We start from the raw sequence: 15,574 nt of genomic DNA, 5'->3' as shown, positions 1-15,574 counted from the left end.
TGTCGGTATCGACGCCGTCGACGTCGGTGATCTCCACGTCGTGCTGCAACGACGCGGCGATGCAGGTTCATTCCCGGGCCCTATTAGTGTGTAGATCATGACTGCTTCCGTCTCGGCCGAATCGGTGCCCACGACGCTCGACGAGCGTGAGAACGTGCACGCGGCCGCTCGTCGGGCACGGATTGCTTCGCGTGCGCTGGCACTGCTGACGACCGCCGAGAAGGACTCGTTGCTGCATACCGCCGCCGATGCCGTGGTTTCTGCTGCGGATTCGGTCCTGGCTGCGAACGCGGCCGACATCGAGATCGCTCGAGGAGCGGGTACGGACGAGGGTCTGTTGGATCGACTGAAATTGACCGCGTCGCGCATCGACGGCATCGCGGCAGGACTGCGACAGGTCGCCGCACTGCCGGATCCGATCGGCGGGGTCATCCGCGGTTCGACCCTTCCCAACGGCCTCGAGATCAGGCAGGTGAGGGTTCCTCTCGGAGTGGTGGGCATGGTCTACGAGGCGCGGCCCAACGTCACCGTCGACGCGTTCGGTCTCGCGTTCAAGTCCGGCAACGCGGTGCTGCTGCGAGGTTCGTCCTCGGCGGCACAGTCCAACGCAGCATTGGTCGACGCGCTGCAGGGGGCGTTGTGCGAACACGGTCTGCCCGAGGCCGCCGTACAACTGCTGGGCAGTGCCGACCGCGCCACGGTCACCCATCTCATTCAGGCGCGCGGTCTGGTGGACGTGGTCATCCCACGCGGGGGCGCGGGGCTGATCGCTGCCGTCGTTCGCGATGCCACGGTGCCGACCATCGAGACCGGAGTCGGTAACTGCCACGTGTACGTCCACTCCTCGGCCGATCCGGACGTTGCCGAGAAGATCGTGCTCAACGCAAAGACCCGCCGAGTCAGTGTCTGCAACGCCGCCGAGACCGTGCTGGTCGACGCTGCGGTCGCCGACACCATGGTGCCGCGGCTGCTGCAGGCGTTCCAGATGCACAGCGTCACGGTGCACGGCGACCTGCCCGGGCTGGTGCCCGCGAACGACGAGGACTGGTCGCAGGAGTACCTCTCGCTCGACATCGCGCTGAAGGTCGTGGGCGGCATCGACGAGGCGATCGAGCACATCGATCGATACGGAACCGGACATACCGAGGCGATCGTCGCGGCCGATATCGGAGCCGCGCGCGAATTCACCCAGCGTGTCGACGCGGCTGCGGTGATGGTCAATGCCTCCACCGCCTTCACCGACGGTGAGCAATTCGGCTTCGGTGCCGAGATCGGTATCTCCACTCAGAAGCTGCACGCCCGAGGGCCCATGGGATTGCCCGAACTGACCTCGACCAAGTGGACCGTGTGGGGCGACGGGCACGTTCGAGATGTCTGACGCCTCAGCCGCACCGACCAGACCCGATCATCAGGAGTTGTGACGTGGATCGCGCCCTACCGACGACACCGCCGCTGTTCGCGAGTGTGAACGACGTCCTCGAGCGTCTGGCAGAAACGGGCTACCTGGCCGACAAGGCCACGGCAACCTCTGTCTTTCTCGCCGACCGCCTGGGCAAACCGCTGCTGATCGAGGGACCGGCGGGTGTGGGAAAGACCGAACTGGCTCGTGCCGTGGCCCAGACAACGGGTGCCGAGCTGGTGCGGTTGCAGTGCTACGAGGGCGTCGACGAGGCCCGCGCCCTGTACGAGTGGAACCACGCGAAGCAGATTCTGCGAATTCAGTCGGGGACCAGTGCCGACTGGGATTCGACGAAGCTCGATGTCTTCTCCGAGGAGTTCCTGCTCGCGCGGCCGCTGCTGCAGGCCATTCGGCGTACCGACCCCACCGTGCTGCTCATCGACGAGACCGACAAGGCCGACGTCGAGATCGAAGGACTGCTGCTCGAGGTGCTCAGCGACTTCGCGATCACCATCCCCGAACTCGGCACCATCACCGCCGAGCGCACTCCGTTCGTGGTGCTGACCTCCAACGCCACTCGCGAACTGTCGGAGGCCCTCAAGCGCCGCTGCCTGTTCCTGCACCTCGATTTCCCCGACGCGGACCTCGAGCGTCGAATCCTGGCCAGTCGGGTGCCCGAACTGCCCGAGGCGATCGCGGAGCAGTTGATCAAGACCGTCCGTGTGCTGCGCGGGATGCAGCTCAAGAAGTTGCCGTCGGTCGCCGAGACCATCGACTGGGGTCGCACGCTGCTGGCTCTCGGGATGGACACCCTCGACGAGGATGCCGTGCGCTCGACTCTCGGCGTGGTGCTCAAACATCAGTCGGACCAGGTGCGCGCGGCAGCCGAACTGCGGTTGAACTGACATGTTGGCCCCGCACGGAATTCCCGGGCATCTGGTCGGCTTCGTCGAGGCGTTACGCAAGCGTGGGATCTCGGTGGGGCCATCGGAGACCGTCGATGCCGGACGCGTCCTGTCCGTGCTGGATCTGTTGGACCGGGAAGCGGTCCGTGAGGGGCTGGCCTGCGCGCTGCTGAGACGACCGACGCACCGCGGAGTATTCGACGCGTTGTTCGACCTGTGGTTTCCGGTGGCATCGGGTACCAGGGATTCGGGACAGATCGACACCGCGCTTCCCCGCACCGCCACGGGCGAGGTCGATATCGATGCGTTGCGCGAACTCATAGTCGAACTGCTCTCGGACGACTCGGCCGAGGCGGCCGAACTGACCCAGATGCTGGCAGCCCAGATGGTCGAGGAGCTCGGCCAGTACAAGTCCTCCAACGGCCCGTCGTTCTCGGCCTATCAGGCCCTGCGTGACGTTGCCCCCGATACGTTGTTGCGCAAGATCCTCGATGGGCTGCTCGGCCGCGCCGACGACGCACCGGATCGGCCCACCGACGACTACGAATCGGAAGTGGCCAAACGTACTGCAGCGCAGCGCATCGCCGACCTTCGCAAGATGGTCGAGAACGAGACGAGGCGGAGGTCGGCCGAGAAGCTGGGCCGTGAGCGAGTGGCGAGCTACGGTGTGCCCAAGCTGGCCGAGGAGGTCGACTTCCTGAGGGCCTCGGATGCGGAGATGGTGGCGCTGCGACGCAACGTCACCCCGCTGGCTCGGCTGCTCGCCTCACGACTTGCAGTGCGGCGCAGTAGAAGCAGACACGGTTCGATCGATCTGCGACGCACCCTGCGCAAGTCGATGTCCACCGGCGGCATTCCGATCGACTTGGTGGAGCGCAAGCCGCGTCGAGCTCGCCCCGAATTGGTTGTGCTGTGCGATGTCTCGGGCTCGGTGGCGGGCTTCAGTAACTTCACCCTGCTGTTGGTGCATGCTTTGCGAGAGCAGTTCTCGCGCGTTCGAATCTTCGCGTTCATCGATTCCACCGACGAGGTGACGCGATTCTTCGACTCCGGCTCCGACCTCGGGGCTGCGATGAGCCGCATCGTCCGGGAGTCCGATCTGGTGACGTACGACGGCCACTCGGATTACGGTCATGCGCTGACGACATTCGACGAGAAGTACGCGCATGCGGTCACCAGTCGCAGTTCGGTGTTGATTCTCGGTGACGCCCGCACCAACTACCGCGAACCCAAGCTGCCCGCGTTGGCGCATATCGTCTCGGTGGCCAAGCACGCGTACTGGCTCAACCCCGAACCGAAATCGCAGTGGGGATCCGGCGATTCGGCAGCCAAGGTGTACGCCGACGTGATCGCCATGCACGAGTGCCGATCCGCCCAGCAGCTCGCCACCGTGGTCTCACGTCTGCTACCGGTGTGAGGCATGTGACGCCCGGCAGCGGCCCGGACGTAGAATCGACGGTTGTGCAGCACGAATACGACCTCGGTGACGACACAGGGAAGCAGTCCGTTCGCCGTTTGGGCGTGATGGGTGGCACCTTCGACCCGATACACCACGGGCACCTCGTCGCTGCCAGCGAAGTGGCGAACAAGTTCGGTCTGGACGAAGTCATCTTCGTCCCCACTGGAAACCCCTGGCAGAAGGAAGGCACAACGGTCAGCCCGGCGGAAGACCGGTATCTGATGACCGTGATCGCGACGGCGTCCAATCCCCGGTTCTCCGTCAGTCGCGTGGACGTCGACCGAGAGAAGTCGACCTACACCGTCGACACCCTGCGCGATCTGCGGGCGCAGCACCCCAATGCCGAGCTGTTCTTCATCACCGGCGCGGACGCCCTCGAGTCGATCCTGACGTGGCAGAACTGGGAGGAGTTGTTCGAGCTCGCCAAGTTCGTCGGAGTCTCGCGTCCTGGGTTCGAGCTGGGCGTCGAACATCTGGCCAACCACCTCCGGTCGTTGCCTGCCGGCACCCTCACATTGATGGAAATCCCGGCACTCGCGATATCGTCGACGGACTGTCGACTTCGAGCCGGTGAGAATCGGCCTGTGTGGTACCTCGTACCGGACGGCGTCGTGCAATACATCTCGAAGAGGAATCTCTACAGACCACGAGGCGCTCTGCGCCTCGACGGATCCGTCACCATGTCGGAGCCGGCACCCCAGAAGAAGCAACCGGAAGGGCCGGTCACCAGAGCAATGACCGCGAACCCGAACCATACGAGTGGGAGTACACCCAAGTGACTGCAACAGCCGAAGCCGCCGAGATGGCGCGTATCGCCGCGCTCGCAGCCGACGACAAACTGGCCAGCGACGTGGTGATCCTCGACGTCTCCGACCAGCTCTACATCACCGATTGCTTCGTGATCGCCTCTGCGCCCAACGAGCGTCAGGTCAACTCGATCGTGGACAACATCGAGGATCAGCTGCGTGAAGCCGGACACAAGCCGGTCCGCCGCGAGGGCACCAAGGAAGGTCGCTGGGCTCTGTTGGACTACTCCGACATCGTGGTGCACGTCCAGCACAACGAAGAGCGCAACTTCTACGCCCTCGAGCGGTTGTGGAAGGACTGCCCGACCATCGAGGTCCCCGGTCTCGGACAGCACCCGGCTGCGGAATCGGAGCAATGATCCGACGGCTCATCCTGCTTCGGCACGGTCAGACGGAATACAACGCCACCGACCGCATGCAGGGTCAGCTCGATACCGATCTGTCCGAGCTCGGTCGCACTCAAGCCAAGACGGCCGCTGCCGAGCTCGCGACGCGTGAGCCGATTCGGATCGTCTCGTCCGACCTGCGGCGGGCTCTCGACACTGCCGTCGCCCTGGGCGACGCTGCCGGTGTTTCGGTGACGCAGGACGAGCGTCTGCGTGAAACGCATCTCGGCGAGTGGCAGGGTCTCACCCACACCGAGGTCGACGACATCGCACCCGGCGCTCGGCCGGCGTGGCGGGCCGATGCCACCATCGCTCCACCGGGCGGGGAGAGCCGTATCGACGTCGCCCGTCGCAGTATTCCCTTGGTTCGCGAGCTTCTGAGCGGCGTCGCCGAGTGGGGTGCCGACGGTGATCAGCGTCCACTGGTACTCGTGGCGCACGGGGGCCTGATCGCGGCACTGACGGCGGCGTTGCTCGATCTGCCGACAGACCGTTGGCCGGTGCTCGGTGGGCTGGCCAACACCAGCTGGGTACAGCTCGGCGCGCACGGGGACGGCGCTGACCCCGCGTGGCGCCTGGACGTGTGGAACGCCTCGGCGCGAGTGGCCAGTGACGTCCTCTGACGGGACGGCGGTGCGCCCCGCGCTGCTCGTGCTCGCGGACTCGCTGAGTTACTACGGACCCGAGGGCGGGCTGCCGGTCGACGACCCGCGGCTGTGGCCCAATCTTGTTGCCGCTGAACTCGGTTGGACAGTGGAATTGGTGGCGCGCATCGGCTGGACGAGTCGTGACGCATGGTGGGCTCTGACCCAGGATCCGCGAGTGTGGGCCGCGATTCCCCGAGCCGGTGCCGTGGTGTTCGCCATCGGCGGCATGGATTCGCTACCTTCGCCCTTGCCCACCGCGCTGCGGGAGCAGATCCGATACATCAGACCACCGGCGCTGCGACGCGTGGTTCGCATGGGGTACCAGGCGGTACAACCCGCTCTGTCTCATCTGGGTTGGCCCGTTGCACTGCCGCCGCGGCTGAGCGTGGACTATCTGGAGCAGGCCCGCGCCGCATTGGCCTACGTACGTCCCGAGCTTCCCGTCGTCGGCACCTATCCGTCGGTGCATCGCTGCGACGCTTACGGGCGGGTGCACTCGGGCCGTGAGCCCGCAGTGCGCGCGTTGCGGGCGTGGAGTACGGACAAGAACGTTCCGATGGTCGACCTCGCCGACGCGGTGCGCCCGAACATCGAATCGGAGAACGCGAACCCCGACGGCATCCACTGGGGGTGGGACGCGCATCGTGAGGTGGCGAAGGCGATGCTCGACGCGTTGCGACCGGTGGCGGTCTCGGCGTCGACCGAGATCCCCGCCGCGACCCCGAAGCCATGACCGTCGCCGTCGTCACCGACTCCTCGTCGTGCCTGCCTGCTTCGCTTGCGGCCGAGCGGGCAATCTCCCTGGTGCCTCTGCACGTGCTGGTGAACGGAGTCGACCACCGCGAGGGTGTGGACGAGATCCCCGAGCACTCCACCTCGGGGAATCACGTGACCACCGCCGGCGCGTCACCGGGCGAGCTGACCGACGTATACGCAGCGGCTTTCGAACGTAGTCGAGGAGACGGTGTGGTGGCGCTGCACATCTCCCGGGGGCTCTCGAGCACGTGGGAAGCAGCGCGTCAGGCCGCAGACGAGGTCGGCCCTGCCGTTCGAGTGGTCGATTCAGGGTCTGCAGGAATGGGATTGGGCTTTGCCGTGCTGGCTGCTGCTCGCGCGGCGGCCGGGGGAGCGGACCTGGACACGGTCTACCACTGCGCCGTCGCTGCGTCGACCACATCGAGATGCTTCATCGTCGTCGATCGCCTCGACCATCTGCGGCGCGGAGGTCGAATCGGCACTGCCGCAGCCCTCCTCGGCACCGCACTGGCCATGAAGCCGGTGTTGCACATCAGTGGCGGCGCACTCGTGCTGAGGGAAAAGACACGGACCTCGTCCAAGGCGCTGAACAAGTTGGTCGACGCAGCCGTCGCTGCCGCAGCCGAGGTCGGTGACAATTCGGGGGTTGCGCTGGCCGTACACCACATGTCGTGCGCGCAGCGTGCCGACGACGTCGCTGCGATGCTGGTCTCTCGAATTCCAGGCCTCACCAGCATCGACGTGTATCCCTTCGGTGCCGTGCTGGGAGCGCATGTCGGCCCCGGTGCTGTCGGCGTCGTGGTGGCACCGGCGAACCGGTAGTCGCGCCGATCATCCACAGGTATCGGGTTGTGCACAGGGCAATTCGCGACCAGCGTCTCGTTGCGGGTGAGCCCGGCCGCCGGAACTAGCGTCCTGATACATGGGCGGTGACGACGATCGGGCGCACACGGTGGCGCGACTGAATGCCGTGCGTAGACAACCTGATTTCGAACGCCGGGATGGCATACCCGCGCGTGTCGAGATGGAGCAACCGAGTCCTGACGTGACGACCCCGGAACCGGATTGGCTCATCTCGAGCTCGCAGCGGCTCGGTTCTCCGTGGTCGTCCGTACTTCCGCAACGATGGCGTTCCGCGCGGGTGGACCCGGGAAGACAGGGAGCCATCGCCCTGGCTGCAGCCGGAGTTTTTGTCGTGCTCGTCGCAGCGTTCGCGGTGTTTCGAGATGCGCCGACGCCTGCACCCGCTCCGCCACTGGCCGTGGTTGCTCCCGATACGGGGGATCCGGACGTCCCGGCCGAACCGGTACCGGCAGCGGGGGCCGAGCTGGTCGTGAGCGTCGTCGGCCTGGTGACACAGCCCGGACTGGTTCGGCTGCAACCGAGTTCGCGAATCGCCGACGCGATCGCCGCGGCGGGAGGACCCGTGGAGGGTGCCGATCTCCTGGCACTCAACATGGCCGCGCGAGTGGCCGACGGCGATCAGATCGTCGTCGGTGTCGTGCCACCGCAGGCACCCCCGCCGGTGAGCGGTACGTCCTCGACGCAGGGCGTGGCGTCGGGCGGTGGAATGGTGGCCGGTGGGGTCGCGGCCGATCCGCCTGAGGGTTCGCCGATCGGCGGGACGGTGGACCTCAATGCCGCCACCGTGGCCGAGTTGGACGCCTTACCCGGGGTGGGGCCGGTGACCGCGACGTCGATCGTGAGTTGGCGAGAGACCAACGGCCGCTTCGTCTCTGTCGATCAGCTCGCCGAAGTGGACGGGATCGGGCCCGGAAGGCTGACGAAGATCCGCGATCTCGTGCACATCGGATGAGCACCGCCGCCGTACTGACCGCCACTGCGCAGACCGACGAGTTTCTGCCCTTCGATATTCGGCTGGTTCCGGCTGTGGTGGTGTGCTGGTCGATCACCGCGGTCGGAATTCTCGGCGGCCCCGGCGCGGCGGTGGCGGCCACGGTGTCCACCTCGGCGGTGGTGTTGCTCGGTTCGCTGCTGCTGCGGCGGTTGGCGCGGCGATGCGCCGCATCCGGTCCCAGTGGTGCGGGAGTGGCCACGGTGATCGCGCTCGCACTGTGCTTCGGGGGAGCGATCTGGCTTCAGATGTGCGCAGTAGCAGATCATCCCGTGGCAGCAGCCGCGGACAAACGTGCGTGGATCACAGCGTCGGTGCGGTTGGAAGAGGACCCCCGCCGACTGACGTCCGCAGGACCCTCGATGGTGATGACGAAGGCTGAGCTGATTCGCGTGGACGTCGGGGGCGAAGCGCTGTACGTCGGCGGACGCGTGTCGATCATCGCTCCGGAGTCGAGCTGGTCGGCACTGCTGCCGGGTCAACAGATCACCGTCCGGGGCAGGCTCGGCACACCGATTCGGCCGGACATGACCGTGGCGGTGATCCGCGTGTCGGGACCACCGGTCACCGTCGATGAGCCCGGCACGATCTCTGCTACGGCCGGCACCTTTCGGTCGAATTTGGCTGCGGTGGCGCAGAATTCGATGCCGGCGGATCGCGCAGGTCTGCTACCCGGTCTCGTTGTCGGGGACGTGTCCCGATTGGACGAAACTGTGGCCGAGAACTTCCGGGCAGCGGGCCTGACGCACCTGACGGCGGTGTCCGGTGCCAATTTCTCCATTGTGATCGGTGCGGTCCTGTTGGTGTTGCGCAGTATCGGGATCGGCCCCCGAGCGACTGTCGCAGTCGCGTTCATTGTGCTCGTTGCGTTCGTGATCGTGGCCCGCCCGTCGCCGAGTGTGCTTCGCGCGGCGGTGATGGGCTCGATCGGGTTGTTGGCCCTCGTCACCGGCAGGCGGCGGCAGGCCGTTCCGGCTCTCTGCGGCGCGGTGCTGGGGTTGCTCGCATGGTGGCCGAGGCTGGCGGTCGACGTCGGATTCGTGCTGTCGGTGTTCGCCACCGCCGGACTCGTCCTGGTCGGACCGATCTGGGTCGACTGGCTCCGAGCCCGCGGCTGGCCCAGGGGAGCCGCGGAGGTGGTGGCCGTCGCTGCAGCGGCGCACGCGGTGACGGCACCTGTTGTCGCGGCAATGACGGGAACGATCAGTGTGGTGGGCATCGTTGCGAACGTGCTGGTCGCACCGGTCGTCGCTCCGATCACGGTGGTGGGCATCGTGACGGCCGTGATCGCCACCGTCAGCACGTCACTGGCGGAGTTGACGGCGCAGCTGGCGTCGGCACCGCTGTGGTGGTTGATCACGGTGGCAGAGCGGGCCGCGTCGGTGCCGGTTGCGGGCCTCGTCGTCCCCGACGGTCTCGTGGGTGCAGCACTGGCGGTTTTCGGAACAGCCACACTGCTCGTGGCGTTGCGGTGTCGAGTGCTGCGGTGGTTCGGTGCGGTGATGGCTATTGCGGCATTGGCCATGTGGACTGCGCACGTGCTGTGGTGAGTGTTCGGTCGAAGCGGATGCTCGCCGTGTCTGCCCCACATGGCACGATCACAGGTGTGACTTCGAGTGTGGCTCCTCTGCATCTGGTTCTCGGCGACGAGGAACTCCTGATGGATCGCGCGGTGGCGTCGATCGTGGCCCAGGTGCGTGCCAATGCGGCGATTCCGGGGGAGGACCTGCCGGTCACGCGATTGCGTACCGGCGACGCCAGTGCCCCGGAACTCGCCGAACTGCTCAGCCCGTCGCTGTTCGCGGAGGATCGCGTGGTTGTGCTCGAGGCAGCGGCCGAGGCAGGCAAGGACGCTGCCGCTCTCGTACTCGACGCCGCAACCGATCCGCCCGAGGGCGCGGTCGTGGTGGTCATGCACTCCGGCGGCGGTCGGGCCAAGGCCATGGTCGGTGCTCTGCAGAAGTGCGGCGCTCAGGTGCACGAGTGCGTAAAGCTCACCAAGCCTGCCGAACGCATCGACTTCGTGCGCGGTGAATTCCGCGCTGCCGACGTGCGCGTGAGCGGCGAGGTGATCGAGGCTGTCGTCGAATCGGTCGGCAACGAGCTCCGCGAATTGGCCTCGGCCTGTTCACAGTTGGTCTCCGATACCGGCGGCAAGGTCGATCTGGCCGCAGTGCGCCGCTACTACTCGGGCAAGGCGGAAGTATCCGGATTCGACGTCGCCGACAAAGCGGTGATCGGAGACAGGGCCGGCGCGCTCGAGGCTGTTCGCTGGGCGATGCATCGGGGAGTCGCGCACGTGCTGCTGGCCGACGCATTGGCCGACGCCGTACGCACCATCGCGCTGGTGGGTTCGGCCGGTCGCGGCGACCCGTTCCGTATGGCCGGCGAACTGGGCATGCCGCCGTGGAAGATCAAGAAGGCGCAGGGGCAGGCACGAGGCTGGGACGGTCGATCCATCGCGCATGCACTACGGGTTGTGGCGCAACTGAACGCCGACGTCAAAGGACAGGCAGCGGACGCGGACTATGCCGTCGAAAAAGCGGTGTCGGAGGTTGCGGGACTCGGCCGGTAGCAGTCGCGGCTCCAGCATCGTGACCTGTGCAGCGCACGAGAAAGCCCGCTGCCTCCGTGTTGGATGCAGCGGGCTCGGTCGAGCTCAGCGGTGAATCAGAGCTTGTTGACTGCGAGAGCCAGTGCCGACTTCTTGTTGGCAGCCTGGTTCTTGTGGATGACGCCCTTGCTGGCGGCCTTGTCGAGCTTGCGACCGGCGTCGAGGAGAATCTCGGAAGCCTTGTCCTTGTCGCCCGCAGCCTGTGCCTCGCGGAACGAGCGGATGACGGTGCGAAGGGAGGACTTCACCGACTGGTTGCGCAGGCGTGCACGCTCGTTGGTGAGGATCCGCTTCTTCTGGGACTTGATATTGGCCACGCGTAAAATCCTTCTTGTCTTCGTCGGTATTCCGGTCAGGGCGATCCATGCTGGAATGCCCGAAGTCTGCTGCAGAGCGTTGGAGCCCTGCGCCGAAGATCGAGAATACCAGCACGGCGGGGCGAAACCCAATTGGGTGCACGCGTGACGATGCTTTTCAAGAAATTAACGCTTCTACCGCGCCTAACTCCAGTCTCTGTAGCAACATGACCATAATGAGTCCGCGATCGGCAACGCATGCCGCCACCAAGGCCAAAGCGACCAAACCCAAGTCAGCGGATCGCGTCGAACCCGAGGTCGACGGGGTGTTCGGGGGCTACTCCGATGTCGGAAAGTACAGTCTCGCCTTCGACGAGATGTTCGACTCGGACGGGCGAACCAGGACTCCCTACAAGGGCATTCACACAGCCCTTGCCCCGGCCAACGCGTCCGACCTGGACGCGAGATCCGACGCACTGGGACGCGCATTCGTCGACCAGGGCATCACGTTCTCCCTGTCCGGCCAGGAGCGCCCGTTCCCCCTCGACCAGGTTCCCCGCGTCATCGCCGCAGGGGAGTGGTCGCGGCTCGAGCGCGGCATCAAGCAGCGCGTCAAAGCGCTCGAGATGTTTCTCGCCGACATCTACGGTGATCAGGAAATTCTTCGCGACGGCGTGGTGCCTAAGCGTCTGATCACCTCCTGCGAGCACTTCCACCGCGAGGCCGTCGGCATCACACCGCCGAACGGCGTGCGCATCCATGTCGCCGGAATCGACCTGGTCCGTGATGCTCAGGGCACGTTCCGCGTCCTCGAGGACAATCTCCGTTCGCCATCCGGCGTGTCGTATGTCATGGAGAACCGGCGCACCATGGCCCGGGTGTTCCCGGATCTGTTCGCCAGTCACCGCGTGCGTGCCGTCGGCGATTACGCCTCGCACCTGCTGCGCGCATTGCGTTCCGCCGCGGCTCTGAACGAGGCCGACCCCACTGTGGTGGTGCTGACCCCCGGTGTGGCCAACTCCGCGTACTTCGAGCATTCGTTGCTCGCTCGGCTGATGGGCGTCGAACTCGTCGAGGGACGCGATCTGTTCTGCCGGGACAACATCGTCTACATGCGCACCACCGAGGGTGAGCGCCAGGTCGACGTCATCTACCGACGCATCGACGACGACTACCTCGACCCCATGCAGTTCCGGCCGGATTCGGTCCTGGGCGTGGCAGGCCTCGTCAACGCCGCCCGCGCAGGCAACGTCGTGATCTCCAGCGCCGTCGGAAACGGCGTCGGCGACGACAAGCTGGTCTATACCTACGTGCCCACGATCATCGACTACTACATGGGTGAGAAGCCGCTGCTCGCCAACGTCGACACGTTCCGGTGCTGGCTGGACGACGAGTGCGAAGAGGTCCTGGACCGTATCGACGAACTGGTGATCAAGCCGGTCGAAGGGTCCGGTGGTTACGGCATCGTCTTCGGCCCGGACGCCTCGCCGAAGGAATTGGCGACCATCAGCAAGAAGGTTCGCGCGGATCCGCGCGGCTGGATCGCGCAGCCCGTCGTGCAGCTCTCGACGGTGCCGACCAAGATCGGTGACCGGTTGGTTCCCCGGCACGTGGACCTGCGGCCGTTCGCAGTCAACGACGGCGACGACGTCTGGGTGTTGCCCGGAGGCTTGACCCGAGTAGCGCTGCCGGAGGGTTCGTTGGTGGTCAACTCGAGCCAGGGCGGCGGCAGTAAGGACACCTGGGTGCTCGCCACCCGAACCTCGCAGGAGGAGCAGGAACTGGCAGGCGAGGAGATCGTGAGCGTTCCGCCCGAGTCGCCGATGGTCGAACAGGGACCGGAGCTGACGATGGACCAGCAGATGAATCAGCAACAGCAGCAACAACAGCAGCAGGCAACGAACTCGGACTCGAACGGCGGTGGACAGTAAATGCTCGCGCGCAACGCAGAGTCGCTCTACTGGATCGGACGGTACGTCGAAAGAGCGGACGACACGGCTCGCATTCTCGACGTCACCGTCCACCAGCTTCTCGAAGACGCCACGGTCGATCCCGACCACATCTCGCGAGTGCTGTTACGAGTGCTCGGTTTCAAGCACGAGCCGGACGTCTCGCTCGACGTGTGGTCGCTCACCGAGTTGGTGGCCTTCAGCCGTGACGGCCTCGGCTCCATCGTGGATTCGCTGTCGAGCGCACGCGAAAATGCCCGGGGCGCGCGCGAAGTCACGTCCAGTGAGATGTGGGAGTGCCTGAACACCACCTACAACGGACTGAACGAACGGATCCGAGCATCCAAGCGCACCGGTCCGGCCGAGTTCTTCAGCTACATCGAGGAACGAGCCGCGATGTTCGCCGGCCTCGCGGATTCGACTCTCAGTCACGACGACGGCTATCGATTCCTGTTGCTCGGCCGCTCGGTGGAGCGCATCGACATGATCGTTCGGCTGCTGCTCTCGCGCGCGGGCGATCGACCGTCGTCGCCGGCCTGGGTCACCGTTCTGCGATCCGCAGGTGCTCACGACACCTACCTGCGTACCTACCGCGGTGCGCTCGATGCCCAGCGAGTTCTTGAATTCATGTTGTTGGACAGGCTGTTTCCGCGTTCGGTGTTCTATGCACTGAACGAGGCGGAACGCTCGCTCGATCAGCTCGATCATCAGCCGAACAGTCGTGTCGGTGCTCGTGCCGAAGCGCAGCGGCTACTCGGTCGCGCTCGCAGCGAACTCGAATTCCTTCGGCCCGGTGAGATTCTCGACGATCTGCAGGATCGTTTGCTGGCGCTGCAGGAAACCTGCCGCGAACTGGGCGAGGCCATCTCCAAGCAGTACTTCCATGCCGCGCCCTGGGTGGCGTGGACGGACGCCGGATCCGGCACATACGAAGATCAATTGGAAGGTGAACTGTGAGCTGGCGTATGCGTGTGGTGCACACCACCGGCTATCAGTACGACGCACCGGTGACGTCGTCGTACAACGAAGCTCGGTTGACGCCGCGAAGTGACAACCGGCAGAACGTCATTCTGAATCGGGTGGAGACCAACCCGGTGACGCGTTCCTACCGCTACACCGATTACTGGGGCACGGCGGTGACGGCATTCGACCTGCACGCACCGCACACCGAGCTCGAGGTCACCGGTTCGTCGGTGGTCGAGACCGATCCGTTCGTCTATCCCGACGAGAACGCTTCGTGGGAGGAACTGGCCGGCGATCAGGTCACCGACCGTTTCAACGAGGTGCTCGACAACACGGTCTACGTACCGAAGAATCGTCAGCTCGCCTCGGTGGCGAAGAAGCTGGCGAAGGGACTGCCGCCGCAGGAATCGGTGGTCGAGATCTCGAACTGGGTCAACCAGGAGATGTCGTACGTGCCGGGAACCACCGGGGTGCACACCTCGGCGGTCGAGGCGTGGTCGGAGAAGAAGGGCGTCTGCCAGGACTACGCCCACCTGACTTTGCTGATGCTGCGCAGCATCGGTATCCCGAGCCGGTACGTGTCGGGATACCTGCACCCGAAGAAGCAGGCTGCGATCGGCGCGACCGTCGAGGGGCAGAGTCACGCGTGGATCGAGGCGTGGACCGGAGCCTGGTGGGGCTACGACCCGACCAACGCGATCGCCGTCAACGAGCAGCACGTGTCGGTGGGACTGGGCCGTGACTACGCCGACGTGCCCCCGCTCAAGGGCATCTTCTCCGGTGGCGGTTCGACGGCACTCGACGTCGTCGTGGAAATCACTCGACTCGCCTGACGTCGTGCGCGCTTTGCGTAGCCGTAGGTACGCAAAGCGCGCACGACGTCAGTTCCAGCCGAAGTCTCGACGCAATCGGGCTGCGACGGAATCGAATTGGGACTTGCCCAGGATCGCGCCCTCGCGGCGGATACCGTCTTCGGGCACGTCGAGAACGCGGTCCAGACGAATCCAGCTCGGTCGGCCCTCGGCATCCCAGGAACCGGATCCGATCGATTGCCAGTCGCGGTCGCCGTCCCGGCTGCTCTGGCTCGACAGCATCAGACCGAGTAGGTCGTTGCCCTCACGCCCGATGACCAACACCGGGCGATCCTTGCCCTGACTTGCGTCTTCTTCGTAGGTCACCCAGGTCCAGACGATTTCACCCGGATCGGCCTTGCCGTCCAGGTCGGGGGAGTACTCGATGGTGCGGGCGCGCTGGGCCGTCGGCCTCGTCTGTGACGCCACCGGGCGGCCGGGTCGAGGAGCCGGAGCGGACGTGTTCGTCGTCGTGCCAGTGATCGCGTCCTTGCCCTTCTGCAGGGCACCGGACTTCTGCAGTTGACGCAGCAGTCGCGGGCCTTCACGCATCGCGATCTTGCCCAGTTCCTTGCCGAATCTGCTCCAGTTGCCAGCCATGCGGCGAGTGTAGCCACCCTCACGTTGCTGCTCACAGCCCAGACTGTGGCGACCTCGCAGCCGAACTCGGACAGCCGGGGACGGCGCA

16 protein-coding genes are annotated in these 15,574 nt (G+C 65.6%); 14 read left to right on the top strand and 2 right to left on the bottom strand.

Annotated features, from left to right (window positions below):
• Positions 1–97: 97 nt before the first annotated feature.
• From AC5WEY_RS18565 to holA, 11 genes are all read left to right on the top strand, one after another.
• Positions 98–1,378 (top strand): glutamate-5-semialdehyde dehydrogenase, encoded by a 1,281-nt coding sequence (locus AC5WEY_RS18565; protein WP_495647012.1) that lies wholly within the window; start codon positions 98–100, stop codon positions 1,376–1,378.
• A 44-nt stretch (positions 1,379–1,422) separates the two neighbouring features.
• Complete coding sequence (locus tag AC5WEY_RS18560) at positions 1,423–2,304, top strand: AAA family ATPase (RefSeq protein WP_057479893.1); 882 nt, start codon at positions 1,423–1,425, stop codon at positions 2,302–2,304.
• Position 2,305: 1 nt separating this feature from the next.
• Positions 2,306–3,721: a vWA domain-containing protein gene (locus AC5WEY_RS18555; protein WP_495647011.1), complete on the top strand. Its 1,416-nt coding sequence runs from the start codon at positions 2,306–2,308 to the stop codon at positions 3,719–3,721.
• Between the two features lie 107 nt (positions 3,722–3,828).
• Positions 3,829–4,542: a nicotinate-nucleotide adenylyltransferase gene (nadD, locus tag AC5WEY_RS18550; RefSeq protein WP_235581867.1), complete on the top strand. Its 714-nt coding sequence runs from the start codon at positions 3,829–3,831 to the stop codon at positions 4,540–4,542.
• Positions 4,539–4,928 (top strand): ribosome silencing factor, encoded by a 390-nt coding sequence (gene rsfS / locus AC5WEY_RS18545; protein WP_032379193.1) that lies wholly within the window; start codon positions 4,539–4,541, stop codon positions 4,926–4,928. The genes nadD and rsfS overlap by 4 nt, the downstream gene beginning before the upstream one ends.
• On the top strand, positions 4,925–5,578 hold the full coding sequence (locus AC5WEY_RS18540) for a histidine phosphatase family protein (RefSeq protein ID WP_495647010.1): 654 nt from the start codon (positions 4,925–4,927) through the stop codon (positions 5,576–5,578). Before rsfS ends, AC5WEY_RS18540 begins: the two co-directional genes overlap by 4 nt.
• A complete protein-coding gene (gene octT, locus AC5WEY_RS18535) occupies positions 5,565–6,335 on the top strand; it encodes a diglucosylglycerate octanoyltransferase (protein ID WP_495647009.1) in 771 nt (256 codons plus the stop codon). Before AC5WEY_RS18540 ends, octT begins: the two co-directional genes overlap by 14 nt.
• Positions 6,332–7,180, top strand: coding sequence for a DegV family protein (locus AC5WEY_RS18530; protein WP_495647008.1), 849 nt, complete (start codon positions 6,332–6,334; stop codon positions 7,178–7,180). The genes octT and AC5WEY_RS18530 overlap by 4 nt, the downstream gene beginning before the upstream one ends.
• A 100-nt stretch (positions 7,181–7,280) precedes the next feature.
• On the top strand, positions 7,281–8,174 hold the full coding sequence (locus AC5WEY_RS18525; RefSeq protein WP_495647007.1) for a ComEA family DNA-binding protein: 894 nt from the start codon (positions 7,281–7,283) through the stop codon (positions 8,172–8,174).
• Positions 8,171–9,763, top strand: coding sequence for a ComEC/Rec2 family competence protein (locus AC5WEY_RS18520; protein WP_495647006.1), 1,593 nt, complete (start codon positions 8,171–8,173; stop codon positions 9,761–9,763). The genes AC5WEY_RS18525 and AC5WEY_RS18520 overlap by 4 nt, the downstream gene beginning before the upstream one ends.
• 56 nt (positions 9,764–9,819) lie before the next feature.
• A complete protein-coding gene (holA, locus tag AC5WEY_RS18515) occupies positions 9,820–10,788 on the top strand; it encodes a DNA polymerase III subunit delta (protein ID WP_495647005.1) in 969 nt (322 codons plus the stop codon).
• Positions 10,789–10,883: 95 nt separating this feature from the next.
• Here the strand turns inward: holA and rpsT are convergent, their stop codons facing one another.
• The gene (gene rpsT, locus AC5WEY_RS18510) at positions 10,884–11,144 is read right to left on the bottom strand and encodes a 30S ribosomal protein S20 (protein ID WP_027497522.1); all 261 of its coding nucleotides are present in this window, start codon (positions 11,142–11,144) and stop codon (positions 10,884–10,886) included.
• Between the two features lie 215 nt (positions 11,145–11,359).
• Between rpsT and AC5WEY_RS18505 the strand changes: the two genes are divergently transcribed.
• Genes AC5WEY_RS18505 through AC5WEY_RS18495 form a run of 3 tightly spaced genes read left to right on the top strand, consistent with a single transcriptional unit; the run spans position 11,360 to position 14,868 of the window.
• On the top strand, positions 11,360–13,054 hold the full coding sequence (locus tag AC5WEY_RS18505; RefSeq protein ID WP_495647165.1) for a circularly permuted type 2 ATP-grasp protein: 1,695 nt from the start codon (positions 11,360–11,362) through the stop codon (positions 13,052–13,054).
• Positions 13,055–14,029, top strand: coding sequence for an alpha-E domain-containing protein (locus AC5WEY_RS18500; protein ID WP_057479900.1), 975 nt, complete (start codon positions 13,055–13,057; stop codon positions 14,027–14,029).
• On the top strand, positions 14,026–14,868 hold the full coding sequence (locus AC5WEY_RS18495; RefSeq protein WP_200936730.1) for a transglutaminase family protein: 843 nt from the start codon (positions 14,026–14,028) through the stop codon (positions 14,866–14,868). Before AC5WEY_RS18500 ends, AC5WEY_RS18495 begins: the two co-directional genes overlap by 4 nt.
• Before the next feature lie 48 nt (positions 14,869–14,916).
• Here the strand turns inward: AC5WEY_RS18495 and AC5WEY_RS18490 are convergent, their stop codons facing one another.
• Entirely contained in the window at positions 14,917–15,486 is a 570-nt protein-coding gene (locus tag AC5WEY_RS18490; RefSeq protein WP_057479902.1) for a type II toxin-antitoxin system PemK/MazF family toxin, read from the bottom strand.
• Between the last annotated feature and the right edge of the window lie 88 nt (positions 15,487–15,574).

The organism is Rhodococcoides sp. S146-33, assembly GCF_059489205.1.
Note: the sequence above shows the minus strand (reverse complement) of the source record. Positions and strands in the feature narration are given on the sequence as shown.